At 71.1% G+C, this 26,101-nt stretch carries 26 protein-coding genes; 13 read left to right on the forward strand and 13 right to left on the reverse strand.

The window, feature by feature from the left end; genetic code table 11:
- Positions 1-174: 174 nt before the first annotated feature.
- Both WME73_RS26430 and WME73_RS26435 read left to right on the forward strand, forming a co-directional pair.
- On the forward strand, positions 175-1,020 hold the full coding sequence (locus tag WME73_RS26430) for an aldo/keto reductase (RefSeq protein ID WP_437739157.1): 846 nt from the start codon (positions 175-177) through the stop codon (positions 1,018-1,020).
- A 178-nt stretch (positions 1,021-1,198) separates the two neighbouring features.
- Positions 1,199-2,062: a hypothetical protein gene (locus tag WME73_RS26435; RefSeq protein WP_437911329.1), complete on the forward strand. Its 864-nt coding sequence runs from the start codon at positions 1,199-1,201 to the stop codon at positions 2,060-2,062.
- A gap of 22 nt (positions 2,063-2,084) precedes the next feature.
- Here the strand turns inward: WME73_RS26435 and WME73_RS26440 are convergent, their stop codons facing one another.
- Positions 2,085-3,536: a thioredoxin family protein gene (locus tag WME73_RS26440; protein ID WP_437911330.1), complete on the reverse strand. Its 1,452-nt coding sequence runs from the start codon at positions 3,534-3,536 to the stop codon at positions 2,085-2,087.
- Between the two features lie 170 nt (positions 3,537-3,706).
- On the opposite strand from WME73_RS26440, the gene WME73_RS26445 reads away from it, so the two are divergent.
- The 4 genes from WME73_RS26445 (at position 3,707) to WME73_RS26460 (ending at position 6,689) form a co-directional block, all read left to right on the forward strand.
- On the forward strand, positions 3,707-4,372 hold the full coding sequence (locus WME73_RS26445) for a hypothetical protein (protein WP_437911331.1): 666 nt from the start codon (positions 3,707-3,709) through the stop codon (positions 4,370-4,372).
- Between the two features lie 132 nt (positions 4,373-4,504).
- Entirely contained in the window at positions 4,505-5,257 is a 753-nt protein-coding gene (locus WME73_RS26450) for a hypothetical protein (protein ID WP_437911332.1), read from the forward strand.
- Between the two features lie 401 nt (positions 5,258-5,658).
- Entirely contained in the window at positions 5,659-6,102 is a 444-nt protein-coding gene (locus tag WME73_RS26455) for a helix-turn-helix domain-containing protein (protein ID WP_437911333.1), read from the forward strand.
- A gap of 32 nt (positions 6,103-6,134) precedes the next feature.
- Positions 6,135-6,689 carry a transposase gene (locus tag WME73_RS26460; protein WP_437911334.1) on the forward strand — a complete coding sequence of 185 codons (555 nt, stop codon included), beginning with the start codon at positions 6,135-6,137 and terminating at the stop codon, positions 6,687-6,689.
- On the opposite strand, the gene WME73_RS26465 is transcribed toward WME73_RS26460, so the two are convergent.
- The 7 genes from WME73_RS26465 to WME73_RS26495 all read right to left on the reverse strand — a co-directional run bounded on the left by WME73_RS26465 (position 6,686) and on the right by WME73_RS26495 (position 11,659).
- A complete protein-coding gene (locus tag WME73_RS26465) occupies positions 6,686-7,339 on the reverse strand; it encodes a transposase (RefSeq protein ID WP_437911335.1) in 654 nt (217 codons plus the stop codon). The genes WME73_RS26460 and WME73_RS26465 overlap by 4 nt on opposite strands.
- Positions 7,336-7,830, reverse strand: a complete 495-nt coding sequence (locus WME73_RS26470; protein ID WP_437911336.1) for a helix-turn-helix domain-containing protein — start codon at positions 7,828-7,830, stop codon at positions 7,336-7,338. The genes WME73_RS26465 and WME73_RS26470 overlap by 4 nt, the downstream gene beginning before the upstream one ends.
- Positions 7,831-7,919: 89 nt before the next feature.
- A complete protein-coding gene (locus WME73_RS26475) occupies positions 7,920-8,972 on the reverse strand; it encodes a LacI family DNA-binding transcriptional regulator (RefSeq protein ID WP_437739164.1) in 1,053 nt (350 codons plus the stop codon).
- Between the two features lie 239 nt (positions 8,973-9,211).
- Entirely contained in the window at positions 9,212-9,439 is a 228-nt protein-coding gene (locus tag WME73_RS26480; protein ID WP_437739165.1) for an MYXO-CTERM sorting domain-containing protein, read from the reverse strand.
- A gap of 282 nt (positions 9,440-9,721) precedes the next feature.
- On the reverse strand, positions 9,722-9,859 hold the full coding sequence (locus WME73_RS26485) for a hypothetical protein (RefSeq protein WP_437739166.1): 138 nt from the start codon (positions 9,857-9,859) through the stop codon (positions 9,722-9,724).
- A complete protein-coding gene (locus WME73_RS26490) occupies positions 9,856-10,692 on the reverse strand; it encodes an alpha/beta fold hydrolase (protein ID WP_437911337.1) in 837 nt (278 codons plus the stop codon). The genes WME73_RS26485 and WME73_RS26490 overlap by 4 nt, the downstream gene beginning before the upstream one ends.
- 52 nt (positions 10,693-10,744) lie before the next feature.
- Positions 10,745-11,659, reverse strand: coding sequence for a LysR substrate-binding domain-containing protein (locus WME73_RS26495; protein WP_437911338.1), 915 nt, complete (start codon positions 11,657-11,659; stop codon positions 10,745-10,747).
- A gap of 75 nt (positions 11,660-11,734) precedes the next feature.
- Here WME73_RS26495 and WME73_RS26500 point away from each other — a divergent pair, with 75 nt between their 5' ends.
- The 4 genes from WME73_RS26500 (at position 11,735) to WME73_RS26515 (ending at position 17,118) form a co-directional block, all read left to right on the forward strand.
- Complete coding sequence (locus WME73_RS26500) at positions 11,735-12,562, forward strand: type 1 glutamine amidotransferase domain-containing protein (protein ID WP_437911339.1); 828 nt, start codon at positions 11,735-11,737, stop codon at positions 12,560-12,562.
- 384 nt (positions 12,563-12,946) lie between these two features.
- Positions 12,947-14,992: an OPT family oligopeptide transporter gene (locus WME73_RS26505; protein ID WP_437911340.1), complete on the forward strand. Its 2,046-nt coding sequence runs from the start codon at positions 12,947-12,949 to the stop codon at positions 14,990-14,992.
- 646 nt (positions 14,993-15,638) lie between these two features.
- A complete protein-coding gene (locus WME73_RS26510) occupies positions 15,639-15,875 on the forward strand; it encodes a hypothetical protein (RefSeq protein WP_272093661.1) in 237 nt (78 codons plus the stop codon).
- A 349-nt stretch (positions 15,876-16,224) separates the two neighbouring features.
- Positions 16,225-17,118, forward strand: coding sequence for a LysR substrate-binding domain-containing protein (locus WME73_RS26515; protein ID WP_437911341.1), 894 nt, complete (start codon positions 16,225-16,227; stop codon positions 17,116-17,118).
- 76 nt (positions 17,119-17,194) lie between these two features.
- Here WME73_RS26515 and WME73_RS26520 read toward each other — a convergent pair whose 3' ends face one another.
- On the reverse strand, positions 17,195-18,421 hold the full coding sequence (locus WME73_RS26520) for a PAS domain S-box protein (protein ID WP_437911342.1): 1,227 nt from the start codon (positions 18,419-18,421) through the stop codon (positions 17,195-17,197).
- 666 nt (positions 18,422-19,087) lie between these two features.
- Between WME73_RS26520 and WME73_RS26525 the strand changes: the two genes are divergently transcribed.
- Genes WME73_RS26525 through WME73_RS26535 form a run of 3 tightly spaced genes read left to right on the forward strand, consistent with a single transcriptional unit; the run spans position 19,088 to position 21,770 of the window.
- Positions 19,088-19,957 (forward strand): ABC transporter ATP-binding protein, encoded by an 870-nt coding sequence (locus tag WME73_RS26525; protein WP_437911343.1) that lies wholly within the window; start codon positions 19,088-19,090, stop codon positions 19,955-19,957.
- The gene (locus tag WME73_RS26530) at positions 19,950-20,783 is read left to right on the forward strand and encodes an ABC transporter permease (protein ID WP_437849615.1); all 834 of its coding nucleotides are present in this window, start codon (positions 19,950-19,952) and stop codon (positions 20,781-20,783) included. Before WME73_RS26525 ends, WME73_RS26530 begins: the two co-directional genes overlap by 8 nt.
- 57 nt (positions 20,784-20,840) lie before the next feature.
- On the forward strand, positions 20,841-21,770 hold the full coding sequence (locus tag WME73_RS26535; RefSeq protein WP_437911344.1) for an aldo/keto reductase: 930 nt from the start codon (positions 20,841-20,843) through the stop codon (positions 21,768-21,770).
- A 32-nt stretch (positions 21,771-21,802) separates the two neighbouring features.
- On the opposite strand, the gene WME73_RS26540 is transcribed toward WME73_RS26535, so the two are convergent.
- The 4 genes from WME73_RS26540 to WME73_RS26555 form a co-directional block, all read right to left on the reverse strand.
- Positions 21,803-22,747 (reverse strand): alpha/beta fold hydrolase, encoded by a 945-nt coding sequence (locus WME73_RS26540; protein ID WP_437911345.1) that lies wholly within the window; start codon positions 22,745-22,747, stop codon positions 21,803-21,805.
- Positions 22,744-23,376 carry a TetR/AcrR family transcriptional regulator gene (locus WME73_RS26545; protein ID WP_437911346.1) on the reverse strand — a complete coding sequence of 211 codons (633 nt, stop codon included), beginning with the start codon at positions 23,374-23,376 and terminating at the stop codon, positions 22,744-22,746. The genes WME73_RS26540 and WME73_RS26545 overlap by 4 nt, the downstream gene beginning before the upstream one ends.
- Positions 23,377-23,784: 408 nt before the next feature.
- The gene (locus tag WME73_RS26550; RefSeq protein WP_437911347.1) at positions 23,785-25,098 is read right to left on the reverse strand and encodes a hypothetical protein; all 1,314 of its coding nucleotides are present in this window, start codon (positions 25,096-25,098) and stop codon (positions 23,785-23,787) included.
- The gene (locus WME73_RS26555; RefSeq protein ID WP_437911348.1) at positions 25,037-26,086 is read right to left on the reverse strand and encodes a matrixin family metalloprotease; all 1,050 of its coding nucleotides are present in this window, start codon (positions 26,084-26,086) and stop codon (positions 25,037-25,039) included. Before WME73_RS26555 ends, WME73_RS26550 begins: the two co-directional genes overlap by 62 nt.
- Positions 26,087-26,101: the final 15 nt, after the last annotated feature.

A 26,101-nucleotide genomic window follows, 5' to 3' on the forward strand; every position in this document is an offset into this window, starting at 1 on the left:
ACCCGGGGCGGAGGGGCGCCTCTGCAACGCCGATCAGGTAGAAACGCTGTGTCCATGCGGCTCTCCGTGAAGGGAGGCCAGCACGGACCGCGTGGGGGTGGGGCCCCGCCGGCTCTGCCGGCGGGCGGGGGCGGCGCGTGCCGCCCCCGGTGACAAAAGCGGAGGTTCATCATCATGGAGCAGCGCGCACTCGGTTCTACTGGCGTCACGATCCCGGTCGTCGGACAGGGCACCTGGCAGATGGAGATGGACGATGAGGCGGCCTGCATCGACGCCATCCGGCGGGGGATCGACGCGGGCATGACGCACATCGACACGGCAGAGATGTACGGCTCGGGCGCTGTCGAGGCGCTCGTCGGCAAGGCGATCGCCGGCCGCCGCGACGAGGTGTTCCTCGCCTCCAAGGTGCTGCCCAGCAACGCGAGCTACGCCGGCACGATCGCGGCGTGCGAGCGAAGCCTGGAGCAGCTCCGCACCGACAGGCTCGACCTCTACCTCCTCCACTGGCCCGGGTCGCACCCGCTCGAGGAGACGTTCCGCGCCTTCAAGGACCTGAGGGACCAGGGCAAGATCCGGTATTTCGGCGTCAGCAACTTCGACCAGGCGGAGCTCTCGAAGGCGATCGCCATCGCCGGAGCGCGCGAGATCGCCTGCAACCAGGTGCTCTATCACCTGCTCGAGCGGTCGATCGAGCACCGGGTGCTGCCGCTCTGCGAGCGGCACGGCATCGCGGTCGTCGCCTACAGCCCGTTCGGCTCGGGCCGGTTCCCGGCGCCGGACAGCACGGGGGGCAGGGTGCTCGCGTCCGTCGCCGCCGCCCACCGCGCGACGCCGTGGCAGGTCGCGCTGCGCTTCCTGCTCCGCCGCCAGCCGATCTTCGTGATCCCCAAGGCCGCGAACGCCGCGCACGCGCTCGACAACGCGGCCGCGGGCGATCTGCGCCTCAGCAGCGAGGACATCGCCCGTCTCGAGACGGCCTTCCCGCTCGGCCGGGATCGCGGCGTGCTGCCGACGCTGTGAAGCGGGCGGCGAGCGGAGGAACCGTGAGGACGCCAGAAGCCACCAAGATTGGATTTTCCCCTTGGCGTCATCTGGCGCCTTGGCATGCCTTTCCGTCAGGAGCTTCGCGAGCCCCGCTTCGTTCCGCTGAACGGCAGGGGCTCTCTTGGCGGGCGGCCGAACGTGGCATACTGCGCACATGAGCCACGCACGCTTATCCTCGCTTCTCTTCGGGCTTTTTCTCGCCGCCTGCAGCGGCACGGTCGAGATCCCGTCGAGCAGCGGCAGCGACGACTTTCGCAACCTCTGCGGCGGCACGGTCGATATGCCGTCCGGCAGCGGCGGCTCTGCCGGCGCTGGCGACACCGGCGATAGCGGCAGCACCGGCGGCGCTGGGGGCTCCGCCAGCTCGACCTCGAGCGGCGCGACACCGCTCGCCTGCGGAGGGCGCAGCGGGGGGATCTGCGGCGAGGAGGACTTCTGCGACTTCCCCGACGACTCGTGCGGAACGTTCGACACCCTAGGCCGGTGCTCCCCCCGGCCCGGGGGCTGCACGAAGGATTGCCCGGGCGTCTGCGGGTGCGACGGCCAGTTCTACTGCAATGCGTGTGTTGCGCAGCAGGCGGGGGTGGATATCTCGGACAATGCCTCCTGCGTCGAGACCGAGGTCGGCCGCTACACCGCCACGTACTGGCCCGGCGGGTACGATCATCTCACCATCTACAAGGCCCGGCCAGAGGCGGACCTCTGCGTGATGCTCTACGCCGAGGCGCCGAGCAGGCAGTCGCCTGCGGGCTTCGACCTCGTCACGGTCCCGGAGATGTGGAGTGTGTCGCGCATCCTGATGAGCAAGGGGGCGGCCGACTGCACGCCGGAGGGCCTGGGCTCCGCTGGCGCGGCCGTGAGCGCGACGGGCGCCACCGGGAGCCTGACGATGGAGCTCCTGCCGGGGACAGCCGCCCCGTGCACCGTCGACGTGGACATCATCGTGACCTTCCCGGAGGACCCCGCGACCGACCACCTCCGCGCGACGGACCTGATCGTGGACGCCGGGTGCCAGTAGCGGCCGCCAGACGCCGCCGCTGTCAGCGCTTCTTCTCGCCGCGCTGGGCCTTCTCCGCCTCGGCGAGCCGCCGCCGCGCGTCGTCCAGGGCCGTCTGGCTGGCGTGGCCCTTGGGGAGCGCCTCGTAGCCGGCCACCTCCTCGCGCAGCGTGGCGATCTGGTCCGCGCCCCGCCCGAGCCGCTGCTGGATCTCGGCGCGGAGCTTCAGGTAGCGCAGCCGGCGCGGGCCATAGGCGCGGCCGATGGCCCGCTCCACCGCGGCGAGCGCCTCCGCCTCGCGGCCCATCGCGTGGAGCACCTGCGCGAGCCGCGCGGGCGGCTCGTACGAGGCGGGCATCTGCGCCTCGCGCTGCGAGAGCATCGCGACCGCCTCCTCGCCGCGGCCGAGCGCGATATACGCCATGGCGCGCCCGTAGTCGTATGCGGCCGCCGCCTCGGGCGTCTTCGCCTCCTTCGCGGCCCGCTCCAGCACGGCGAGCTTCGACTCGCTCGCAGCGCGGGCCCCGCCCGCGTCGCCGAGCGCCTCGAGCCCCTCGGCGAGCAGGCCCCACGCGTCGGCCCTGTCGTCCGCGCTCGCGTCCGCGGGCGGGCTCGCGACGATCGACCGCAGCCGGGCGACCGCCGCCTCGCGCGCGGCCCGCTGGGCCTTGCCGCCGGGGAGCGCCGCCGCGCAGGAGAGCAGGACGCTCGCGAAATCGGCGGGCAGCGCCGCGCCCTTCACCTCGCCGACGTGCGCGCTGCCGAGCTCCGCGCACGCCGCGGCGTCCTTCTTGCGGTAGAGCGCCGAAAGGAGGCCGAGCAGCGCCTCGCTGCGCCGCGGCCAGGCCTCTCCGCCCCGGGCCAGGGCGCGCCGGTAGGCGGACACCGCCGCGGCGTGGTCACCCGCGCTGTGGGCCCGCTTCGCCTCGACCAGCAGGCGGTGCGGATCGTCCGCGGGCAGCGCCGACGCAGCCTGCGAATCCATCGCGAGCAGCGCCTCGCGGATCAGCTCGCGCAGCTCCTCGACCGAGGCGGCGCCCCGCCAGAGCCCGATCACCTCGCCGCCCGCCGGCTCGAGGACGAAGAACGTCGGCCACACCGTCACCTCGTGCCGCTCCAGGAACGGCGCGCTCTCCGGTCGATCCGTGTCGACGTCCGCGAACACCACCCGATCGGCGAACGGGCGCAGCGACGGATCGGTCAGCACGTAGTGCTTCATGCTCAGGCAGGTGTGGCACCACGGCGCCCACGCATCGACGAACAGCGCCTTGCCCTCGGTCCGGGCCTTCTCGCGCGCTCGCGGCACGTCGTCGTGGATGAACTCGAGCGGCGGCTGCGTGGCCGCCGGCTCCGGCCCGGCAGCGGGCGAGGGCGCCGCGGCTGGCGGCGACGGCGCGGCGGCCGGAGGCGCCGGCGCGCGTGGCGGCGGCTCGACGGCGCAGGCAGCGAGGGCGGCGGCGGAGACGAGGGCGGGGAGCAGGGCCGGGGCACGCACGGCCAGACAGGGTAGCCGAACCGCGGCGAGCTCGCCCTCGCGGCGACAGGCGAGCGCGGCACCGGGACCGAGCGCGGCACCGGGACCGGATCGCGGCGTCGCTGGCAGGCGCCTCCGTGCGTCGACAAGGCGCTCCCCGACAGCCGCAAAGCTGGTACAGTCCCGCCGCAGTGAACGATTACGCGGGTCGGTGCGGCAGCTGCGCGGCATTCACCCGGGCGCACGACGATCCAGCGCGCGGCCGCGTCGGCGAGTGCGCCCTCGAGGTGTACCCGCCGCCGATCAAGGCGACAGCGACGTGCGCCCGTTACCGTGCCAAGGGCGCGCCTCCGCCGCCACCGCCACCCCGGGCGGCGGGCCAGCCGCGCGGCACTGGCGTCAGGCCGCGGGCGCCCGAGCGCGCCCCGTTGCCGGAGCGCCGGCCGAGCGCGGCGCCGCAGCCCTTCCGTTCGCCGCTGCCAAGGGAGATCGACATCGACATGGATATCGACGAGTTCCGCCGTGTGCTGCGCGAGGTGCTGTCCGAGGAGCTCGGCGTCGGCCGCGCGGAGATGGGCGGCCGCTGGGAAGGCGGGGAGATCGTGCTCCGGCCCGGGAAGGAGGGCACGGCCGAGAAGCGCATCCCGCTCGACGTGTTCTTCCACAAGATCGTGATGCTCCGCGACAAGCTGCGCGTGCTGGAGCAGAAGATCAACGGGCACGAGGGGCTGAGCGACGCGGAGAAGGTCCAGCTCCAGGCGTACATCACGGGCTGTTACGGGACGCTCACGACGTTCAACGTCCTCTTCGCGCGCCGGGAAGACGGATTCGCAGGCAGCGGCCGAGACGGCGACTGATACCCCATTTGCCCTGCGCCGAGAGCGCCACGGCTCTCCATCTCGTGCCTCGTGCGGGCCATGGGGGCCAGATCCCTCGCTCGGCCCTCCGCTTCGGCCTGCTGGGCCTGGTCGCGGCGCTATACTTGCCCCGTGTTCCGTTCCGATCGAGACGCGCTCGCGGGCAAGCTCGACGACGTTCAGGCCGAGAACGAGCGCCTGCGCCGACAGAACGAGGCCATGCGTCACGCCCTGCTGGCGCAGCGCGTCGGCGGGCAGCCTGTTGCCTCCAACACGTATCGCGGCGGCGTGGCCTGGCTGGGTGCCGGCGAGCGGGTCGCGCTCGCGCGGCATCAGCTCGAGGCGTTTCCGGTGTGGGCCACGGCGCTGCTGCACATCGTGACGTTTGGAATCGTGTCGTTCATCCGCTTCAACGCGATGCACGCCCAGCTGCCCCGGGCCGAGCGCGACGATCCGTCCGTGGGGAAGGCCATCGGCCTGCACTTGGCCCCGTACTTCAACTACTACTGGATCTTCTGGAACGGCCTCCGGCTCTGTGATCGCGTGAACCTGCAGTGCCGCCTGCGGGGCATGCCCGACGGCGTACCGCGGGGTTTGGTCATCGCGGCGTGCGTGGCGAGCGTCATCCCGTACATCCAGCTCCTGGCCGGCCCGATCGCCTGGCTGTTCGTCGCCATCGCCATGCAGCGCACGGTGAACCGGATCGTCGAGCTCGACGCGCGGACCACGAGGGAACGCGTGGAGCCGGTCGACGCGGGCGCTGGCGTGTTCGGCGTGCGGTTCCCTGCGGTTCAGGCGCTGCCGTTACCGGACGACGTCGCCGTCCAGGAGGAGGCGGAGGCAGAGGCCGCGGCGGCGATCGCCGAGCAGCGGCAGCGCCGCTAGAAATCCCGCCAGAGGAGGCGGTCGATGACGAGCGGCCGCCTGAAACAGTAGAGATTGCCGAAGTCCTCATTCGTGAAGGTCGCCCACTTCTGGTACGGGCTTCCGAGACTGGAATTCTGAAGGTATGGCTCGGTCAACGTGAGCGGGAAGTAGTGGCTCAGGGCCAGCTCGGCAGCGTTCGCCATATCCCCAAGCAAGTGGTAGACGACGAGCGCCAGTGAGCCACAAGGGCGCCCCCGCGCTACCGTGCTGATGCGGATGACGTACTCCGAAAATGCGGGGAGCCCTTCAAGCAAATGCCTATGATGCCTCATCCCATCTAGAGCGGTTTTCGTTCGGGTTCGGTGCAAGCAGAGCACGTCCGGTAGGGTGATGGCACGCAGGCTGCGTGGGCTACGCGCATGGGACCGTACAGTGTCGACCTGCGACAGCGGATCGTTGACGCCTACCGCAACGGCGAGGGAAGCATGCGAGAAATCGCCGCGCGTTTCGCCGTCGTTCTCAGCACTGTGCAGGAGTATCTCAGTATCGAGCGGTCGACTGGGAGCGTAGCGCCTCGTCCGCACGGTGGCGGAAGGGCCTCGAAGATCGACGAGGCCGGAGCGCAGCAGCTACGAGCGCTCATCGACGAGAAAAACGACCGAACCCTGGATGAGCTAATCGAGCTGCTGGAGCACCGCACGGGGGCGCGCGTGAGCCGCCCTACGATGTGCCGCGCGCTGATACGGCTCGGTTTGACACGAAAAAAAAGACGCTATGTGCAAGCGAACAGGACAGGCCCGATGTCCAAGTCTCGCGTCGGAGGTTTCGCCGCCGAGCGCGGGCAGCGGGGGCGCGTCGGCTGATCTTCGTTGACGAATTCGGCGCTCATCTGGGCATGGCGCGCCGTTATGGGCGTGCGTACGGCAAAGTCCCCGCCAATCCGGACCCGAACATCACGCTGGTGATGGGGCTTGGCTTGCGAGGTGTCGTTGCACCGTGGGCCTTCAAGGGGGCGATGAACGGTGAGCACTTCGACGTTTACGTGCGCCAGGTGCTCATGCCCGAGTTGAAGCGCGGAGACGTGGTCATCGTCGACGGCCTTGGCGCGCATCGCCTACGTGGCGTGCGCCAGGCGCTTCGTATCCGAGGCGTCCGCTACTGGATTCTGCCCGCCTACTCGCCGGTGGAGAACTGCGGCTCCAAGGTCAAGGAGGCACTTCGCGCCGCCGCTCCGCGCACCGTGCCGGCGGTTTACGACGCGATGGTCCGTGCGGTCGACAAGGTCTTCCGACAGGACGCGCAGGGCTGGTTCGCGCTGAAAGGCTACGTCCGACGACCTCGTCGTCCTACTCGGCGGCGCCCAGTCCGGTCGCAGGCTCCTGCGCGCGTTGGTCGAGCCCGTGCCCCGCCGAATGCTCGGTGTACCGCACTCGAACGAAAACCGCTCTAGAGCGGTTCGCGATTGGGCTTGGTACAGACCGCGCCCCTCGGGCTGGGCGTTGGTGGGTCCCGAGCGCGACGCTTGCGAGGCGTGCGAGCCCGCGGCGCACGGCTCCGAGGCGTGCCCCTGCGCTGCGGTCTGGGATGAGGGGGTCGGTCGAGGTAGCCGGCATGGCGGAACCAGCCTTCGGCGTCCTTCGGCGTCACCTGGTGGAGCGCCCTGTCCATCGCGTCGAGCACGCCCACTACGGTCCGCTGCCCAGCGGTGCGGAGGGTCTGCTTGATCTTGCTGCCGCACTCTTCCACGGGCGAGAAATCCGGCGAGTAAGGCGGCAGCGGGTGGTAGTCGGCACCCGTCGCCTCGATGGCCGCGCGGACCTCGGGGTACAGATGTGGCTTGAGTCGATCCACGAGCACGATGTCGCCAGGCCGCAGCACCGGAGCCAGATACTCCTGGGCGTACGTTTCAAATCGAGGACGATTCATGGCGCCTTCGAAGACCACCGGCGCCACCACCCCCTGCAGCCCCAGCCCGAGCACCAGCGTCAGGTTCGGGTCCGCGTTCTCCGGCGCCTTGCCGTAGGCCCGCTGCCCGCTGGGGGCGTAGCCATTGAGCCGAGTCATGCCCAGGTTGGCGCCGAACTCGTCGACGAAGATCAAGCGGCGCGCATCTGCGGTCCCCGCCCAATCCTGAAAACTCGCGCGGGCCTGTTGAACGTCCGGGCGGTCTTGCTCGCTGGCACCCAACGTCCTTTTTTTCGGGTGATCCCCATCCGGTGCAGCGTGCGGCTCATCGTCGAGACGCTGACGCGCACATGGTGACGCTGCTCCATCTGCTCGATCAGTTCCGCCAATGTCTGGTCGTTCTTCTCTTCCAGCAGCGTGATCAGTGCCCGCTCGTCCGTCTCGTCGAGCTTCCGTGGCATGCCGCCGCCGTGCGGACTCGGCGCGAGGTCGCCCGTGGCGCGCAGCTGCGTGAGATAGTTCTGCACCGTGTTCGGGGCGACCTCGAACCGCTCGGCCAGCTCCCGGATACTTCCTTCACGGTTCTGGTAGGCGTCGATGATCCGCTGCCGCAGATCGATGCTGTACGGCCCCATGCGGTAGACAGCAGCATCAGCGATGCCACCGTCCCGCCCAACCGTGCTCAACTTGTACCAAGCTCAACCGCAAATTGCTCTAGTACGGGTCTCTGATCCGTCAGGGGATGCGTGCAGACGAAGCTGGCTGGCTGGAGCGCTCATCGGTTCCGGGGGACCGCGGCGGTGCTCTTGCGCAAGACCAGCTCGGCCTCGACCACGACGCGCGAGCAGGAGCGGCGGCCGCTCTCGATCTGCCCGAGCAGCAAGTGGAGGCACCTGCGCCCCAGCTCGGAGAAGTCCTGGCGGACGGTGGTGAGCGGAGTCGTGAAGTAGGCCGCCTCCGGGATGTCGTCGAAGCCGACGATGCTGATGTCCCGCGGCACCGCGCGTCCGATCTCGTGGAGGTAGCGGAGCACGCCCAGCGCCATCTGGTCGTTGGCCACGAACACGGCGGTGACGCCTGGCGTGCGCGCCAGCTGCGGGGCGAGCTCGTAGCCCGAGCGTGCGCTCCAGTCGCCGCGCAGGAGAGGCGGCGGCTCGACGCCCGCGGCCTCCAGCGTCGAACGCCAGCCGTCGATGCGCTGCTCGGCCTCGAGCGAGTCGATCGAACCGGCGATGTGCCACACCGTCCGGTGACCCAGGTCGAGGAGATGGCGCGTCGCGGCAGCCGCGCCGCCGTGCTGGTCGACGGCGACCACCGGGACCGAATCGTCCGGCCCACCCTCGACGGCGACCACCGGCACGTCGGAGGTGACGTGGCGGAGCGCGTCCACCGCCGACCGCAGCGGGGCGATGACCATGATGCCGTCGGCGCCCTGATCGCACAGCCCCTTCACCGCATCCACCACCGGCGCGCGGCTGAGCGATTTCAGGCTGACGACGCTGACGCCGTACCCGGCGTCGTGCGCCGCCGTCTCGAGCCCGTGGAGCGTCGACGCCGGGCCGTAGTGCGTCGTGTCGAAGCTGACCACGCCGAGCGTCCGCGAGCGCCCGGTGACGAGCGCCTGCGCCACGGAGCTCGGGCGGTAGTCGAGCTGGCGGATCGCGTCGAGCACGCGCTCCCGCGTGTCCCGATGCACGTGGGGGCTGTCGTGCAGGACCCGCGAGACCGTCTGGTACGAGACGCCGGCGAGCTTGGCCACGTCGACCATGACCGCGGCCCGGCGCCCGCCTCTCTTGATGCGCCCCTCGGGAGGAGAGTTTTCGTCCATCGGGGCCAAGCTTAGTCGCGCGCGGGGGGAATGGGATCGACATCCACCACGACCGCGCCCCGGCGCCCGCCGCTCTCGATGCGCCGCCCGGGCGGAGCCTTGCCATTGGCCGGGCCCGATCTCGGCGGCGGAGGGGCGGATCGGCGTGAACGTCCCCGGTCGGGCCTCGTCCTCCGGCTTTGCCCTGAGTGGGTCGTCAGCCGCCGGTGGTCGCGCCGCTCGCCTCGAGCCGGACACGATCAGCCCCCGCACGCTTCGGCGACCCAACTCGCACCTGCCTTTCGCGCGCGCCGCTGCGCCACGACCGCGCCCAGCGCGACCAGGGCGGCGACCGCGCCCGCCGGGGAGCTGGGCCCCGATTCGACCCGGCAGGCGCGCCCGCCCTCGTCCTCGCTGGCGTTGTCCGCAGGGGCGGCGCCAGCGTCGCCCTGTTGTTCTCGCGCAGAAAGCGGGAACCATCGTTCCATCTGGGCCTCTTCTGACCATGGCTTCTTTCGGCACTCCGAGGGGGCATAGCCTATCCTTGGGACATCGGGGCGACCGCCCCCGTGCCATCCGCGCAATGGATACTCACCCTCGAACCTTGCTCGTCTCCAGCTGCTGCGCCGGCGATCACACCTCTCTTGGGGATTGATACCTCCACACGTGAGACGAGTCTTTAGCCGTGCTTGCGATGCTTCGCCGGGTCGTACTTCTCCTTGCTCTTCCACATCGAAAGAGCGATCGCGGCGACCCTTGATCCCCTACTCCTACAGCACGGCGCGCAGCTGCGCGACCTCGTGACCCGCGAACTGCTCGGCCTTCAACCACGGGCCCGCCCAGACGCGCTCGTCCTTGTAGTCGGCGCCATCGATCTTGCGGGAGCTGGTGAACTGATACTTGCTCATGGGCTCTCTCCATCACAGGCCCCACCCGGCTTGTTCGCGGCGTTCGTGACGGCGAAGTTCCAGACCAGGGTGAGCAACGCTTCGGGGTTCTCGACCTGTGGGAGGTGGCCAGTGTCGGCGAGGAGCTCGAAGCGGGCGCCGGGGATGGCCGCGGCGTAGGCGCGGCCGTAGTCGGGCGTGCTGATACGGTCGCTGTCGCCCCACACGATGAGGGTGGGCAGGGTGATGGCGGACAGCCGGCGGCGCAGGGTCGGGTCCATCATGCTGCCGCCGTAGATGCGCAGGGCGGCGAAGTTGCTGGCGATCGAAGCCTCCATTGCGGCGCGCTGGGCCTCGCTGAGGCGGGTCACGTCGATGCGGAAGCGCGCGGGGTCGTGGTAGCTACGCTCGGCGAGCTGGCCCTTGGGCAAGCTGAACACGTCGGCGATGGGCTGGTCGGCGACGTCGATGCCGACAGCATCGACGAGGACGATGCTGCGGATGCGGTGACTGCCAAGCAGCGCAAGCTCTGCGGTGATCCAGCCGCCGATGGAGTTGCCGACGACGGTGACGTCGGTGAGGTCGAGCTGATCGAGCAGGGCGCGGTAGAGCCGGGCGAGGACCGGAATGCTCTCCAGCCATTCCGGTCGCGGGGTGCCGCGGAAGCCGGGGTGGGTGGGCGCGATCACCCGGGCGTGTTCGCGCCTGGCGAGGGCCTGGGCGAAGCGGTCCACCGACTGAGGGCCGGCGCCGCCGTGCAGGAGCAGGATCGGCTGCCCGTCGCCGTGGGCAGCGACGGTCACCTCGGCAGGCCCGTGGTCGGGCACAGTGACCGTGTACATCGTGGTGGTCATGAAAAGGTCCTCTCGGATCGGATGATTCAAGGAGCAGGCCGCGCTCATGCCCTCACTTCGCGCGCGCCGCCTCGCGCTCGATGATGAACGCCTTGAGCGCGCGGGCGGCGGACGACAGGACGGTGCCTTTGGGGTGAATCAGCGAGAACGGCCGGCTCGCGCCTCGGAACGGCGCGAGCACTTGCACCAGCGTGCCGCGCGCGACGTCGTCCTCGACAAGGAAGTCGTACGTCTGCACGAGCCCGACGCCGGCGCGCGCGAGGCTGATGATGCCGAGCACGTCTTCCGAGCACCGGTAGTGGGCGTCGAGGACGAGCGTGGTCGGGCCGGGGTGGAAGACCCACGGGAGCGCCCGACCCGAACGCGGCATCTGGAACGCGATGCACGTGTGCTTCTCGAGATCGGAGGGCGAACGCGGCGCGCCGTGGCGGGCCAGGTAGCCGCTGCTCGCGTAAACGCCGAGCGCGAAGTCACCGAGCTTGCGGGCGACGAGCGTCCTGTCGGCGATCGCTCCCATGCGGATCGCGAGGTGGTGACCCTCGCGAACGAAGTCGACGTTCTGGTTTGACACGTGGATGTCGACGCGTATGCCGGGGTAGCGCTCGCGAAACACGCCGAGGGCCGGGAGCAAACGGTGGTGGCCGAACGTCGTCGGGGCGCTGATGCGCACGAGCCCTTCAGGGGAGGAGCGCTCGCTCGCGAGCTCGCGCTCACCCGCGGACAAGAGCGCGAGCGCCTGGGTGCACAGCTCGTAGTAGCGGCGCGCCTCGTCGGTCGGCGCGAGGCTCCGGGTGGTGCGCCGGAAGAGCGTCACGCCGAGCCTGCGCTCGAGCCGCGCGACGCTCCGGCTCGTCGCCTGCGGCGTGACCGCGAGCAGCCGCGCGGCGCGGGTGAAGCTCCCCGTCTCGTAGGTGCGGCAGAACGCCTCGACGTTCGGGAGCGTGCCGGCGAGCGAAGGTGCGACCATTCTCAACACCCTAGTACAAATGCTTCGCCCTGTCGTCGTCTACCGGGCTCGCGCCGGAGAGCCTAGGAGTTGGATATGACCAATCCGGATCGCCACCCCGGGCGCCGCGCGGCGTTGACCACGCTGCTCGCCGCCCTGTCCGCCGTCTCATCCGGGTGCGCGGGCGGCAACACGCCCGACACCGCTCACCCGAACCAGGCGCAAACCGAGGAGAAGAACATGACGCAGCGAGTGCTCATCGCCATGACCAGCCACGACAAGAAGGGCGCCACCGGGGAGAGCACGGGCGCCTACCTGCCCGAGATCGCGCACCCGTACGTGGAGTTCACGAAGGCGGGGATCGCCGTCGACTTCGCCTCGACCCGCGGCGGCCGCGTGCCGCTCGACGGCCTCGACAAAGTCGAGCCGGCCAGCGCTCCGTTCCTCGACGGCGGCGCGCTCGCGGGGCGCCTCCACGACAGCACGCCGGCGGACCGCGTCGACCCGTCTCGCTATGCCGCTGTCTTCTTCGCCGGCGGGCACGGCACGATGTGGGACTTCCCCGAGAACGAGGCGTTCGCGCGTGTCGCCGCGAGCATTTACGAGCGCGGCGGCGTCGTCGGCGCCGTGTGCCACGGGCCCGCGGCGCTCGTGAACGTGCGCCTCTCGTCCGGGCAGTACCTCGTCGCCGGCAAGGCGGTGAGCGCGTTCACGAACGAAGAGGAGCGGGCGGTGAAGCTCGACGCCGTGGTGCCGTTCCTGCTCCAGGATCGGCTCGTCGAGCGCGGCGCGCTCTTCCAGCCTGCAGCGCCGTGGCAGAAGCAGGTCGTCGTCGCGGAGCGCCTCGTGACCGGGCAAAACCCTGCGTCGGCCGCGGGCGTCGCCGAGGCGATGGTGCGCCTGCTCCCTCCAGCGGCGCGTTGAGGGGTCATATGCCCGATGCGCTCCCCAGGTCCGGCGATTGGGCTCCGTGCCCACGGCAGGCCCCCGTGGAGGGAGCGCGTCGCGCGGGGAGGTCCCAGAGCGGGTATCGGAGGCCGGTGCGACGTTGAGGACGACAGGGGCGCTCCGCGGCGTTGAGACGGCCTCCGGCCGGGCCCGCGAAACGCGACGGCGGGCGCGCTGGGCGCGAGCCTCGTGACACGGAGCCAGCAATTCCGCCGCGCCATGGATTCGCCGGGATCGGCCGCGGGCGCGGGGGCGGCGGCGCGAACGGGGAATCGGCGAGATCTGCGCCGTAGGCGCTCGCCGAAGAGATGCACGGCGCGTCGCCCACCATGGTACAAGGTGCGAGGAGGTCGCCGCGCAATGGCCATCAAACAGCTCACGCCAGAGCAGGTTCACACCATGTCGCTCGAAGAGAAGGACGCATGGTGGCTGAAGAACGTCTACCGCGGCGACATGCCCCAGCTCACGTGGCGCTCGGCGATCACGGGCATGCTCCTCGGCGCGTTCCTGTCGCTCACGAACCTGTACATCGGCGCGCGCACCGGCTGGTCGCTCGGCGTCGGGATCACGAGCGTGATCCTGGCCTTCGGGCTCTTCAAGGTGCTCTCCAGGCTCGGCCTCGCAAGCGACATGACCGTGCTCGAGAACAACGCGATGCAGTCCATCGCGACGTCGGCCGGATACATGAACGCGCCGCTCTTCACGAGCCTCGCGGCCTACTCGATGGTCACGACGACGATCATCCCCATGGGCCAGGCGATGATCTGGATGTTCGTCCTCGCCATCCTGGGCGTGCTCTTCGCCTTCCCGATGAAGAAGCGCTTCATCAACGACGAGCAGCAGCCCTTCCCCGAGGGGATGGCCGCCGGCGTCGTGATGGACGCGCTGCACGAGAGCGACGAGAAGGAGGGCCTCTTCAAGGCGAAGCTCCTCCTCGGCGGCGGCCTCCTGAGCGCCGCGCTCGAGCTCCTCCGCGACGACAAGGTGATGCGCGCGCTCTTCGCGCTGAAGAACATCCCGCATTACTACGACGAGTTCCTCTATGGCGGGCGCTTCGCCGATCTGCTCAGGCGCTCGGGCCTCTCGCCGGCCATCCGCGGCACCCCCCTGAACGAGCTCACCATCCGGTTCGACACGAGCATCATCTTCGTCGCCACGGGCGGCCTGATGGGCATCCGGACCGGCGTGTCGCTCCTCCTCGGCGGCATCCTCAACTACTGGATCCTCGCCCCCCTGCTGATCGAGCGCGGGATCATCCTGCCGAAGAACGGGCATTTCGGGTTCGGCGCGATCACCCTCTGGGCGCTGTGGGGCGGCGTCGCGTGCATGACGACGTCCTCTCTCTACGCCTTCTTCTCCAAGCCCAAGGTGATCATCGACGCGTTCAAGGGCCTCACCAAGAAGGGTGGAGCGACCGACGTGCTCGCGGACATCGAGCTCCCGGTGAAGCTGTCGATCATCGGCATACCCATCGTCGGCGTGGTGATCGTGGTGCTCGGGCAGCTCTGGTTCGGGATCTCCTGGTGGCTCGGGGCGCTCGCGATCCCGCTCGTCTTCATCTTCTCGCTCATCGCGGTCAACTCGACGGCCATCACGGCGATCACCCCGACCGGGGCGCTCGGCAAGCTGACGCAGCTCACCTACGGCGCGCTCGCGCCGAAGAACATCACGACGAACCTGATGACGGCCGGGATCACCGCCGAGGTCGCGAGCAACACAGCGAACCTGCTGATGGATATCAAGCCGGGCTACATGCTCGGCGGCAAGCCGCGCCACCAGGCGATGGGGCACGTGCTCGGGACCGTCGCGGGGCTCGTGCTCTCGGTGCCCATCTGGTACCTCGTTCTCATCCAGGGCGACATCGGCCGCTACGGGACGGAGCGGCTGCCGGTCCCGAGCGCGCTCACGTGGAAGGCCGTCGCCGAGGTGCTGATGAAGGGGCTCGATTTCCTCCACCCGACGGCCAAGTCCGCGGTGGTGGTCGGGGCGATCGTCGGGATCCTCGTCGAGCTCACGAGGCAGGTCACGAAGAACCGATTCCCCCTCTCCGCGGTCGCCCTGGGGCTCGCGTTCATCCTCAACTTCACCGATATCTGGTCGATGTTCCTCGGCTCGTTCCTCTTCTGGCTGCTCGAGCGGCGCGCCGCGCTCTGGCACAAGAAGCGCGAGCAGGAGACACGGCTCAGCGAGACGGCGCCGGGCGGGCGCTCGGACGCGCCGCCCGCGCGGCCCTGGTACGCGCTCGCCGCGGAGAACACCGAGGCCATCTGCGCGGGCGTGATCGCCGGAGGCTCGCTGATGGGCATCGGCCTCAGCGTGCTCGGCGTGCTCGTGCTGCCCGACGTGCTGGAAGCCGAGAGCCTCACCAAGGCGCTCAGGCAGATCCTTCATTTCCTCCCGAAGTGAAGCGCTGGCGGCCGACGGGCGGGCCCATCCGGCTCGCTCGCGGCCGCCTGCTGAGCCCGATCCGGCGCGCGGGCGTGCTCGGGACGGCGCCTCGCCACGCGAGCGCACGCGGAGGTGGAGGTGCGTTGGCGGCGCGCCGCGCCGGCCCCAGCCATGCAGCGGCGCCTCACTGTGACAGGAATGCGCGCCGTGGAGGGCCGCGGCGAGCGCGTACCAGGCCGCGCGGGCGCAGCACGTCGCGCTGTCGAGCCGCTCCGCTCGGAAGCGCTCGTGGCGCGGTTCATGCAGCCTTGTTTGCACCGCGTCAACACGAGGTCAGCCAAGGACGCGCGAGGAAAGAACCGTCCATGCCGGTGAATGCGCCCCCCTCCCGAGGAACGCCCAACCCCGAGCCCGTCGGCGATCCCGGACGGGGTCCGCCGGTGCAGGATCCGGCGCCGCGCGAGCCCCCGCGGCGCGATCCCGATCCTGGCGAGCCGGCGCGTCGGGATCCCCCGCCCCCTCCACCGGCGCCCGGAGAGCGCTCTCCGGAGATCGAAGATCCGCCGGCGCCGGGGCAGCCCCCCAGGGAGCCCGGGGTGATCGCGAGGGCCGGCCGCGCTCGGCGCGCGGCGCAACATCATCCCCTAACCGTCGAGAGGTTTCCATGAACACGTGTGACTGCTGCGGCAACAGCTACGACAAGGCATTTCAGATCATGGTGGGCGGCACGAGCTACACCTTCGATTGCTTCGAGTGCGCGATTCACAAGCTCGCGCCCGTGTGCGCCCACTGCGCCTGCCGCATCGTGGGGCACGGCATCGAGGCCGGCGGGGCGTTCTACTGCTGTGCGCACTGTTCCAAGCAGGAGGGCGTGGAGGGGGCGATCGATCGGGTGGCCTGAGCCGCCGCCGGGGCGCCGGCGGCGCGCGGCCCCCCGTTCGCGTGGCCCCGCGGGTCGATCTGCGCGAGGTCGTACCGCGCGCTCGGCGGGGTCGACCCGCCCTGCGCCGGGGGCGTCGCCGCGAGCCGATCTGCGACCAGGGTGGCGGCCAGGATGAAGAGGAGCAGCGCGACGCCCGTGTGCCCGCGAGCCTGCGTGAGCATGAATGCCTCCTTCGCGGCGAGGCGGTCGCCTCGCGCTCCAGAAAACTAGATCCGGGACGCGCGTGTGATAATGCTGGCCCGCCGACGAGGATTGCGTCGCGGAAGGAACGAATGGGATGGAGCCGGCGGGCGGTCACCTCGGTGAGATGAGGGCGTTCCTCGAGGTGGCGCGGCGGCAGAGCTTCTCGGCGGCGGCGAGGGCGCTCGGGCTCACGTCGTCGTCCGTCAGCAAGCAGGTCGCGCGGCTGGAGGAGCGCCTCGGCGCGCAGCTCCTCCGGCGCACCACGCGCCGCGTGAGCCTCACGGAGGCAGGGAATCTGTACGCAGAGCGCGCAGACCGGATCCTCTCGGACATCGAGGAGGCGCAGCGGGCGGTCGCGGATCTCGACGGGACGCCGCGCGGGACGCTGCGCATCTCGGCGCCCACCGTCCTCGGCTCGATCCGCGTCGCGCCCGCGGTGCTGGCCTGTCGCGCGAGGTACCCGGAGCTCCGCATCGATCTCGATCTCACCGACCGCATCGTCGATCTGGTGGCCGAGCGCATCGACGTGGCGGTGCGCCTGGCCGCCGAGATCTCCCCTGCTTCCCTCGTCGCGCGGCGGCTCGCCGATGACCTGCGCGTGCTCTGCGCGAGCCCGCGGTACCTGCGGCGCCACGGGACGCCGCGCTGCCTCGAGGACCTGGCCGACCACGACTGCATCACGCTCAACCTCGAGCCTGTCGCCCGGTGGACGCTCGTGGGCCCCGAGGGCGAGCGCGTCGTCCCGGTGAGCGGCACATTCCGCTCCAGCGACACGATCACGCTGCGCGACGCCGCGGTCGCCGGCGTCGGCCTGGCGAACCTCCCCGACTACGTCGTCCAGGATCAGCTCGAGAGCGGCGCGCTGCGGCGCGTGCTGCCGGAGTACGGCGCCTCGAAGCGCGCGAGCTTCGCGGTCTATGCGGCGCCCGCGCGCGCCGCGGTCCGCGTCGTCGTCGACGCGCTGGCCAGGGCGATGGGGGCAGCGGAGGCGGCGAAGCCGACGGCGCGGAAGCCGTGAGCCAGCGCGGCGGTCGTGAGGGATCGCAGGGGAGCCGAGGGAGCGCCGCGCCGGAGCGGTCGTCCGCGCGGCGCTGTCACGCGGGCCGCGGAGCAGCGCCGTGGAGCGAAGCGTGCGCCGCGCCGGCCGCGCGCTCCTTGGTCATCTGACGGATGCAGTACTGGAGCGCCGCCCGGAGGTTGCCGAGGGTGGTGATGTTGGCCAGATCGAGCCCGAGGCTGACGATGGTCTGGGCGACGTTCGAGCGGATGCCCGCGACGATGCCCTCGGCGCCGAGCAGCCGGATCGCGGCGACGAGATCGAGGAGGTAGCTCGCGGTCTTCGTGTCGACCAGCTCGACGCCGGTGAGATCGAGGATGGCGAAGCGCGAGCCCGTGCGGACGATGGCATCGAGCAGGGTATCCATCACCTCCGCTGTCCTGGCGCTGTCGAGCACGCCGATCATCGGCAGGGTCAGCACGCCGTCCCACACCTGGATGATGGGAGTCGACAGGTCGCGGATGACCCGCTGTTGCCGCTCGATGAGCTCCAGCCTGGACCGGAGCTCCTGCTCGGTGTTCTTTGGCTTGCTGATATCGAGGGTGAAGCCGACGACCGAGAACACCTCGCCCTGCTCGTCGCGCATGGGGACCTCCCAGTTGTCCCAGAACACCCCGTGCGTCAGGGACTCCGAATGGCTCGCTTCGCCCGCGAGCGCCCGCCGCAGCACCTCGCACCCGTGCGGGTTGCTCGCGTAGAGGTCGAACACGTTCTTGCCGAGGTGCGCGCCCTGCTGGAGCCCGATGCCCTCGAGCGCCTTGCCCTCGTGGCACGTGAAGATCCCCTCGCGGTCGATGGCCCAGACGATGATCGGGAGCGACTGCGTGATGGCCTGCAGGATCACCTCTCTCTGATGGTGGCGACGAGCCTGCTCGGTCCGCTCCGTCACGTCCTGCCCGAACACGCCGACGCCGATGACCTCTCCGTGCTCGTCGAGGATGCGCTCGTGGCGCCACTCGACGCTCAGCACGGCGCCGTCCTTCCTGGCGTGGCTCCACACCCGGGGGGCCGCCCCGTCCTCCGCGAGGAGCTGCTGCCACCCGTCGGGGCTGCCGGACGCCGGCAGGAGCTCGTCCACGCGCTGGCCGAGCGCCTCCTTCCGCGCGTGGCCGAGCAGGCGCTCTGCCGCGCCGTTCCAGTCCTCGATCGTGAGCTCCTTGCCGTACTGGACGATCGCGACCGGCGCTCGCTCGAAGAGGCGTGCGCGCTTGCCCGCGAGTTTCTCGGCGTCGATTTCTCCCGATGACGTGGTGGCGGCGGTCATGGGGTGGAAATTTACCCTGGGCGTTCGCGCACGTCGAAATAACTGTCATTCGTCTTCGTCGGACCATCCGCAGACCGCCCTGGGTTCGTAAGGACGGATCCACTGTTGCTGTAGCAACACTCCGCGAGCAAGCGCCTGCTGCTCCAGCAGCAGGCCGCCATCTGTTATAGCGGATTTGCGTCTAGGGAGCCGACTCACGCTTGGTACGGGGCGTGCTCAACGCCAGCGGAACGGTCGAGGATGGCGCTCCACGACCGCGCCTGAATGGGCCTCGTCGCGGTGCGACGGTGCGCACCGGATTGCGGGATTTGCGGTCGTTCTATGCTGGATGGGCTCGACTTTCCTAACGCGTTTGGACCTCTTCGTCCCACCCCCGACGGCCGCCATCCCCTCGCTGAGATCGCCTGGCGGAGCCTCGCCGCGCTGCTGCTCGCGCTCGCCTCGCTCGGCTGGTCAGCGCTGAAGTGCTGGCGGAGCGCGGGCGTGGTCGGCAAGGGGGGCTCATCGCCGAGAGCGAGCTCCAGGTGTGGATCGGCTGGCTGGTGAGGACGGCGAGCTCAAGCAGGTGCGGCGGAGCGAGCTGTACACCGACGAGTTCAACCCGTTCTGGAAGGGCGGTCCGTGAAGGGGCCCCACCCTCGTCGAGGTTCGGGAGCAGGAGGAGCCATGAGCAACAAGATCCAGTTCCACAATGTGAGCAAGACATTCGCCGTCAAGGGGCCGGCCGGCGCCAAGGAGAGCGCGCGGTTCACGGCCATCGAGGACCTCAACCTCGACGTGAGGGCCGGCGAGCTGATGGTCCTCGTCGGGCCGAGCGGGTGCGGCAAGTCGACGCTCATCGATCTGCTCGGCGGCCTGTCGAAGCCGAGCAGCGGCAAGCTCCTGCTCGACGGCAAGCCGATCACGGGCCCGGCCCTCGATCGAGGCATCGTGTTCCAGCAGTACGCGCTGTTCCCGTGGCGGACGGCGCGCGAGAACGTCGAGTTCGGGCTCGAGGCCAAGGGCGTCCCGGAGAGCCGGCGCAAGGAGATCGCCCAGGATTACCTGGATCTGGTCAGCCTCTCCGGCTTCGAGGATCGGTATCCGCACGAGCTGTCGGGCGGCATGAAGCAGCGGGTGGCCATCGCGAGGAGCCTCGCCTACGACCCGGCGGTGCTGATGATGGACGAGCCGTTCGCGGCGCTGGACGCGCAGACGCGCGAGTCGCTGCAGGCGGAGCTGCTCCGGATCTGGGAGAAGTCGCGCAAGACGATCCTGTTCATCACGCACAGCATCGACGAGGCGGTGTTCCTCGGGCAGCGGGTCGCGATCATGACGTCCCGGCCCGGCCGGGTGAAGCGGGTCATCGATATCCCGGAGGAGATCCGGGGCTATGAGGACGCGCGGTCGACTCCGGAGTTCGGCAGGCTGCGGCACGAGATCTGGACGCTGCTGCGCGAGGAGGTGCTGAAGTCCGAGGAGCAGGAGCGGAGCAAGCGGCAGAAGCGCGCGGCGGAGAGCCGCCCCGTGGCGGGCGTGGTGGCGGTCAATGGCTAGCCTGGAGCAATCGATTCCGCTGCCCGAGGAGTCACAGCAAGGGCAGCTCGTGGGCGACGCGTCCCGGTGGATCGGCCGCGCCATCGCGCGGTCGGGGATCCTCCTCGCGGTCGCCGCCCTGTGGGAGACGGCGCCGCGGGTGGGCCTCGTGGAGGGGGCGTTCCTTCCGCCGCTCTCCGAGGTGCTGGGGACAGGGTGGCAGCTGCTCCAGAACGGGCAGCTCCTGAGCCACATCAAGGCGAGCCTGTCGCGCTCGCTCGTGGGCTTCACGCTGGCGATCTCGGTGGGCGTGCCGCTCGGGCTCGCGATCGGGTGGTACAAGGGCGTGGCGGACGCGCTCAATCCGCTGCTCGAGGTGCTGCGCAACACGGCGGCGCTCGCGCTCCTGCCCGTGTTCCTGCTGCTGCTCGGGATCGGGGAGTCCTCGAAGATCGCGCTCGTCATCTACTCGTGCACCTGGCCGATCCTGCTCAACACGATCAGCGGGGTGCGCGGGGTCGATCCGCTGCTCATCAAGTCGGCGCGCACGATGGGGCTGTCGCCGCTCCAGCTGTTCCGCAAGGTCATCCTGCCGGCCGCGGTCCCGACGATCTTCGTGGGTATCCGCCTGGCGGGCGCGTACTCGCTGCTCGTCCTCGTCGCGGCGGAGATGATCGGGGCCAAGGCGGGGCTCGGATACCTGATCATCTACGCGCAATACAATTTCCAGATCCCGAGCATGTATGTCGGCATCTTGACCATCACGGCGCTCGGGCTGACATTCAATCACCTGCTCATGCGCGTCGAGCGGCGGTTCACGTCGTGGAAGGTCGCCCCGAAGGAGTGAGCCCAGGCCCGGCGTGGGCGCCGTGACGATCACCGTTCATCGAGGGAGAGGACCATCGTGAATCGAATCATCCTGGGCCGGACCGGCCTTGAGGTCAGCGTGCTCGGCCTGGGTGCGGGCGGCGACAGCCGGCTCGGGTCCGGGCGCATCGCGGAGGCCGAGTCGCTCCGGCTCGTCCGTGCGGCCATCGAGCGCGGCGTGAACTTCATCGACACGGCGGAGGCGTACGGGACCGAGGGGCTCATCGGCAAGGCGCTCCGCGAGGTGCCGCGCGACCGCGTGGTGCTCTCGACGAAGAAGACGACGCGCCTCGAGGCGCCGCTCCGGCCGGAAGACGTGGTGTCGTCGCTGCATGCGAGCCTCGAGCGGCTCGGCACGGATCACGTCGACGTCTACCATCTGCATGGCGTGCTGCCGGATCAGTACGCCGATCTGCGCGAGCGGATCGTCCCCGTGCTGCTGCGCCTGCGCGAGCAGGGCAAGATCCGCTTCCTCGGCATCACGGAGGCGTTCGCCGCCGATCCGACGCACGCGACGCTCGAGCAGGCGCTCCGCGACGATGTGTGGGACGTCGTGATGGTCGGGTTCAACCTTCTGAACCAGTCGGCGCGAGCGCGGGTGTTCCCGCTGACGCGGGCGAAGGACATCGGGACGCTGATCATGTTCGCGGTCCGGCGCGCGCTGAGCCGGCCCGATCGGCTGCGGGAGCTGCTCGCGGATCTGGCGGCGCGCGGCAAGGTGTCGCCCGAGCTCGGCGACGAGGGGCTGGACCGGCTCCTGGAAGGAGACGAGGCCTCGTCGCTCCCGGGCGCGGCGTACCGCTTCTGCAGGGACGAGCCCGGGGCGCACGTGATCCTGTCGGGGACGAGCAGCGTGGAGCACCTCCTGGAGAACGTGCGCTCGATCGAGGCGCCGCCGCTGTCGGCGCGGGCGCGCGAGCGCCTCATTCAGGCGTTCGCGCAGGTCGACGACGTGTCGGGGCACTGAGGGGCGCGCGCAGGCGGGAGCGCGGCGGAGGGTCACGCGACCGGCGCGGCGAGCCCGGGCGGCGCGGGGGGCGGCGCGACGTCGGCGGCGTCACGCGCGGCGTCGCTCCCGAGGAAGCGCGAGATCCGCTCGCAGAGCCGCGCGCGGAAGGCGTCGTCGGTGGGGGGCGAGTGGCGGCACCCCTCGAGCAGCTCGGTCTCGGCGCGCGGCAGGAGCTCCTTCGCGCGGGCGAGCAGCTTCGCGCCGGGGAAGCTCACGTCGTCGTCGGCGCCGAACACGAGCGCGGGCCGCGTGAACCCGGCGAGGGACGCGGGCGTGGCGAGCGGCGGCGGGCGGAAATCGAGCCGGTAGCCGCGCACGGCGTCGCCGAAGTAGGAGCACCACATGTCGTCGTGCGTGGAGAACAGCCCGGAGACGAGGCGCGCGAGGCGCTCTTCCGAGGGGAAGGCGCGGTAGAGGGCCATCGGGATCGCGATGCGGGTGAGGCCTTGCCACGCCGAGCCCGACACCAGGGCCGCCGGCACGATCAGGACGAGCCGGTCGATGCGGGCGGGCGCGACCTGGGCCATGCGCAGGGCCGCGAAGCCGCCCCAGCTCACGCCGAGGAGGTGGACGCGCGCGAGGCCGAGCGCGTCGAGGACGTCGGTGAGCCACTCGGCGTAGGCGGGTCCGTCGATCGGCAGGCGGACGTCGGCGCTCTTGACGGACTGGCCGATGACGTCGACGACGTGGACGCGGTAGTGCGCGAGGAGCGGGCCGAGCTCGGGCATGAGGTGCGCGGAGCTGGCGAGCGCGCCGTGCAGGCAGACGAGCGGCGGGGCGTTCTCGGGGCCGGCGATGAGGACGTGCGTGGCGCCGAAGCGGGTGGAGACCTCGCGCGATCGGGTCGGGACCGGGAGCTTCTCGTGGAACCTGTCGAACCACGCCGCGATGCGCGCGCGCGCCTCTGGACTGCGGAACATGATGGATGACGTCATCGAGCCCTCCTGACGTTGGCTGCGGGGCGGAGGCCGCAGAGGTGCTGAGCGACGAGCCGATCGAGCAGGGCGATGGGCGACGGGTGCGCGCCCTGGGCCCAGGCGATCAGCGCGAAGTAGTAGAAGGAGAAGAAGGCGACGCCGAAGAGCGCGGGGTCGGCGTCGTCGGCGACCTCCCCCTGCGCGCGGGCGGCGTTGAAGAGCTCGACGACGCGGCCGTGCACGGCGGCGACCTGCTCGGTGAAGCGGGCCTGCCAGGGCGGGTCGGCGAACAGCGCGTCGCGGAGCAGCGTCTTCGAGAGGGCCGGCCGGCGGGCGTAGTACGCGAAGAAGGCGGCCCCGAGCCGGTGGAGCCGCTGCTCGAGGGAGCCGGGCTCCTCGTCGCGGACGGCCTCGGCCGCGGTGGCGGCGAGGTCGTCGAACAGCGCGGCGTGGAGCAGGTCGCGCTTGTCGGCGAAGTGGAGGAGGACCGTGCCGGCGGCCACGCCCGCGTCCGCGGCGATGGCGCGGACGTTGGCGGCCTCGAAGCCGTGGTGCTCGAAGTGGTCGCGCGCGGCCTCGAGGATCCGGGCGCGCGTCGCGTCTTTCTGGGCGTCGCGCCGACCGGGTCTTTGAGTGAACGCGTTCACTGAACGAGTTCATTACATGGGACAGAGCAGTGCACAAGGGGAATCGAGCCCGAGCCCGGCACGCAACGGGGTTGAGGGCGTCCCGACCGAGGTTGGGCGACCCGACCGACCGAGGTTGAGGGCGACCGACCGAGGTTGAGGGCGACTCGACCGACCGAGGTTGAGGGCACCCCGACCGAGGTTGAGGGGCCTGAGGGCGACCGACCGAGGTTGAGGGCGACTCGACCGACCGAGGTTGAGGGCACCCCGACCGAGGTTGAGGGGCCTGAGGGCGACCGACCGAGGTTGAGGGCACCCGGACCGAGGTTGAGGCTGCTCAAGGTCGAGGCAGGTCGTCCGACCCAGGTTGAGGGCGACCCAGGTTGAGGGCGCCCGAGGTCGTCCGCAGGCGGTGATCGCCGGTACGGCTCAGCCCGCCGCGGGCGCCTGCTGCGCCTGGGCGCGCGCCCGGAGGCGCTGCTTGGCGGAGGGGCCGCCGGCGTGGCGCACCGAGGCGACGGCGCGATCCATCGCGTCCTGCCAGTAGCGCGCGACGTCCTCGCGCTCGGTGAGGAGGGCGTCGATGGGCCCGTGGTCGGTCTCGATCTCGACCGCGAACCGGTCGCCGCGGGGCAGCACGCGGATGTCGCGGACCTCCCCGGCGGAGATGGCCGCCCCCAGCCGGCCCTCGGGGCGCAGGTCGATCGCGCCGGTGCGGCTCACCCAGGGGGCGACGACGAAGCGGCCCGGGCCGAACGACACGACCGGGGCGGAGCGCGCCGCGTAACGGGACGAGAACCTGGCGACGCCCAGGAAGGCGTAGCCCGCGAGCGAGAGCAGCGCGGCGGCGCTGCCGACGCCGATGGCGATGCCGCTGTCGCCCGCGGAGACGCTCCGCATGACCTGGATCCAGAGCGCGAGCGCGCCGAGCAGCAGCGCGGCCCCGATGAGCGCGTTGCGGGCCGCCGAGCCGCGCGGGCCGTGGCTCGCGTGGTCCCGCAAGACGAGGAGCTCGCCCTCGCTCCGGATCGCGAACCGCGACAGCGCGGCGGCCGGCAGCGCTGGCGGTGGAGTCGGGGCAGGCTCCGGGAGGGACCGCGGCGCGATGGCGCCGGGCGGCTCGGTACCCCGCGCCGTTTCCAGCGGGACGCCCAGCGCGGCCGCGAGCGGCGCCGCCACCGCCTCGACGAGCGCCTCCGCCCGCGCGGCCTCGAGATCCTGCGCCTCGGCGACGAGCAGACGCCGCGCCGCCGTGACGCGCGCAGGCGCGGGCGCGGGCGCGGCGAGAGCGAGCCAGGCGGCGACGTACGTCCGCTCGCGCGCGCACGTGGGTGCGCCGCAGCATGGGCGCCGCTCCGAGATCACCTGGACGCTCACCGCGTCGCGAGGCTCGGCCGTGCCCTCCCCGGCCCCGCCGGCGCCGCCTGCCTCGGGCCGCGCGTGGCGGGCGCCCGCGAGCCTCAGCGGCGCGAGCCGGAGGACGCTCGCGCCGCGCTCGATCCGGAGCCATACGGGGTCCCGCGGCGCCGGGCCGAAGCCTGTATCCTGCTCCCGCCGCGGCGCGCCAAGCTCGGGCGCCGCCCGGAGGATCAGCGGCGCGCCGCCGCCCTCCGCCGAGAGGACGCGCGCCGCCCCGGCCGGATCGCCGAGCGGATCGAGGGCGGATACGGAGCTGTCGGCCTCAAGGGAGCGGAGGGCACGCGCGACCTCCGCCTCGAACGCTGCGGTGCTCGGCTCGGGCATGGCGGGACGTTTGCCCCGGCTGCGCTGGGTTGTAAAGCGCACCCGTCCGCGCGACAACGCGGGGGGCGCGCTCTCCTACCCCGCCCGATCGCTGCCGCTCGCGCAGGGTCCGGCGCGGCCGCCGGCCCCAGAAGGCCAGCAGCGCGCCGAGCGCCGTCATCGGCAGGGCGCCGGGAGCGATCGGCGGCTGGCCAGCGCCCGAGCAGGAGCAACCGGCGTCGCCCTCGGCCTCGTCCACATTGCCGCTCTTCGGCCTGTCCCCGCTCCCCGACGCCGCGCCGCCCGCTCCGCCCGAGGCCGCCATCGCGCCCGCGCCGGAGCCGCCGCCGCCCGAGCTCGCGGCGCCCGTCCCGGCGATCGGGTAGAGGGCGCAGACCCCTTCGATGTCGTCTTCCTCGAGCGTGCGCGCCGACGTGCCGCCCGGGTAGAACCCCAGCATCGTCGCGCCGCGCACGCTCGTGTGACCCAGGCCGAGGAAGTGCCCTTCTTCGTGCGTGGCGATCGATCGCACATCGATGCAGTCTCCATCGCCCGTGTCGTTCCAGCAGAAGCCGACGTTGTTGAAGATCATGTCGGCCTCGCCGATGACGCCGTCGGCATCCCAGACCGGCATCGTGACGGCGATGACCGAGTCGGCTTGCCCGAGCTCGCCAGGCCAGCCGTCGCTGATCCAGAGGAACACGCTCTTGCCGTCGTCGAAGTCGTAGCCGTCCCCCGTGTCGCCGAGGAGCTCGGCCTCCCACGCCGTGCATCCGGGGCTCGACCAGGCCGCGAAGCCGGCCTCGATGCTGGCGGCGGCGAAGCTGGAGAGCGGCCCCGGGATCGTCCCCCCGTTGATGTGGTAGCGGGCCGGCAGCTCGCGCCAGCGGGGGACGACATCGAGATCGAGCGGCGCCCACGCGGCGGCCTCGCGGGCCCCCGCGAGCGGCGCCAGCGCGGCGGCGAGCGGGGCGACCAGGGCGAGCGCGGCCCTGAAGCCTCTCTTCATTCCCCCATCATCGGC

The sequence above is a fragment of the Sorangium sp. So ce302 genome, assembly GCF_051530145.1.
In the GTDB taxonomy this organism is placed as follows: domain Bacteria; phylum Myxococcota_A; class Polyangia; order Polyangiales; family Polyangiaceae; genus Sorangium; species Sorangium cellulosum_B.

Coding starts and splice junctions, on each gene's coding strand:
- WME73_RS26455 (WP_437911333.1), top strand. CDS start 5,659: ATGGGACCGTACAGTGTCGACCTGCGACAGCGGATCGTTGACGCCTAC.
- WME73_RS26515 (WP_437911341.1), top strand. CDS start 16,225: ATGAGGGCGTTCCTCGAGGTGGCGCGGCGGCAGAGCTTCTCGGCGGCG.
- WME73_RS26510 (WP_272093661.1), top strand. CDS start 15,639: ATGAACACGTGTGACTGCTGCGGCAACAGCTACGACAAGGCATTTCAG.
- WME73_RS26490 (WP_437911337.1), bottom strand. CDS start 10,692: ATGACCACCACGATGTACACGGTCACTGTGCCCGACCACGGGCCTGCC.
- WME73_RS26485 (WP_437739166.1), bottom strand. CDS start 9,859: ATGAGCAAGTATCAGTTCACCAGCTCCCGCAAGATCGATGGCGCCGAC.
- WME73_RS26530 (WP_437849615.1), top strand. CDS start 19,950: ATGGCTAGCCTGGAGCAATCGATTCCGCTGCCCGAGGAGTCACAGCAA.
- WME73_RS26505 (WP_437911340.1), top strand. CDS start 12,947: ATGGCCATCAAACAGCTCACGCCAGAGCAGGTTCACACCATGTCGCTC.
- WME73_RS26430 (WP_437739157.1), top strand. CDS start 175: ATGGAGCAGCGCGCACTCGGTTCTACTGGCGTCACGATCCCGGTCGTC.
- WME73_RS26495 (WP_437911338.1), bottom strand. CDS start 11,659: ATGGTCGCACCTTCGCTCGCCGGCACGCTCCCGAACGTCGAGGCGTTC.
- WME73_RS26525 (WP_437911343.1), top strand. CDS start 19,088: ATGAGCAACAAGATCCAGTTCCACAATGTGAGCAAGACATTCGCCGTC.
- WME73_RS26475 (WP_437739164.1), bottom strand. CDS start 8,972: ATGGACGAAAACTCTCCTCCCGAGGGGCGCATCAAGAGAGGCGGGCGC.
- WME73_RS26540 (WP_437911345.1), bottom strand. CDS start 22,747: ATGACGTCATCCATCATGTTCCGCAGTCCAGAGGCGCGCGCGCGCATC.
- WME73_RS26460 (WP_437911334.1), top strand. CDS start 6,135: ATGGCGCGCCGTTATGGGCGTGCGTACGGCAAAGTCCCCGCCAATCCG.
- WME73_RS26500 (WP_437911339.1), top strand. CDS start 11,735: ATGACCAATCCGGATCGCCACCCCGGGCGCCGCGCGGCGTTGACCACG.
- WME73_RS26550 (WP_437911347.1), bottom strand. CDS start 25,098: ATGCCCGAGCCGAGCACCGCAGCGTTCGAGGCGGAGGTCGCGCGTGCC.
- WME73_RS26435 (WP_437911329.1), top strand. CDS start 1,199: ATGAGCCACGCACGCTTATCCTCGCTTCTCTTCGGGCTTTTTCTCGCC.
- WME73_RS26520 (WP_437911342.1), bottom strand. CDS start 18,421: ATGACCGCCGCCACCACGTCATCGGGAGAAATCGACGCCGAGAAACTC.
- WME73_RS26555 (WP_437911348.1), bottom strand. CDS start 26,086: ATGAAGAGAGGCTTCAGGGCCGCGCTCGCCCTGGTCGCCCCGCTCGCC.
- WME73_RS26480 (WP_437739165.1), bottom strand. CDS start 9,439: ATGGAACGATGGTTCCCGCTTTCTGCGCGAGAACAACAGGGCGACGCT.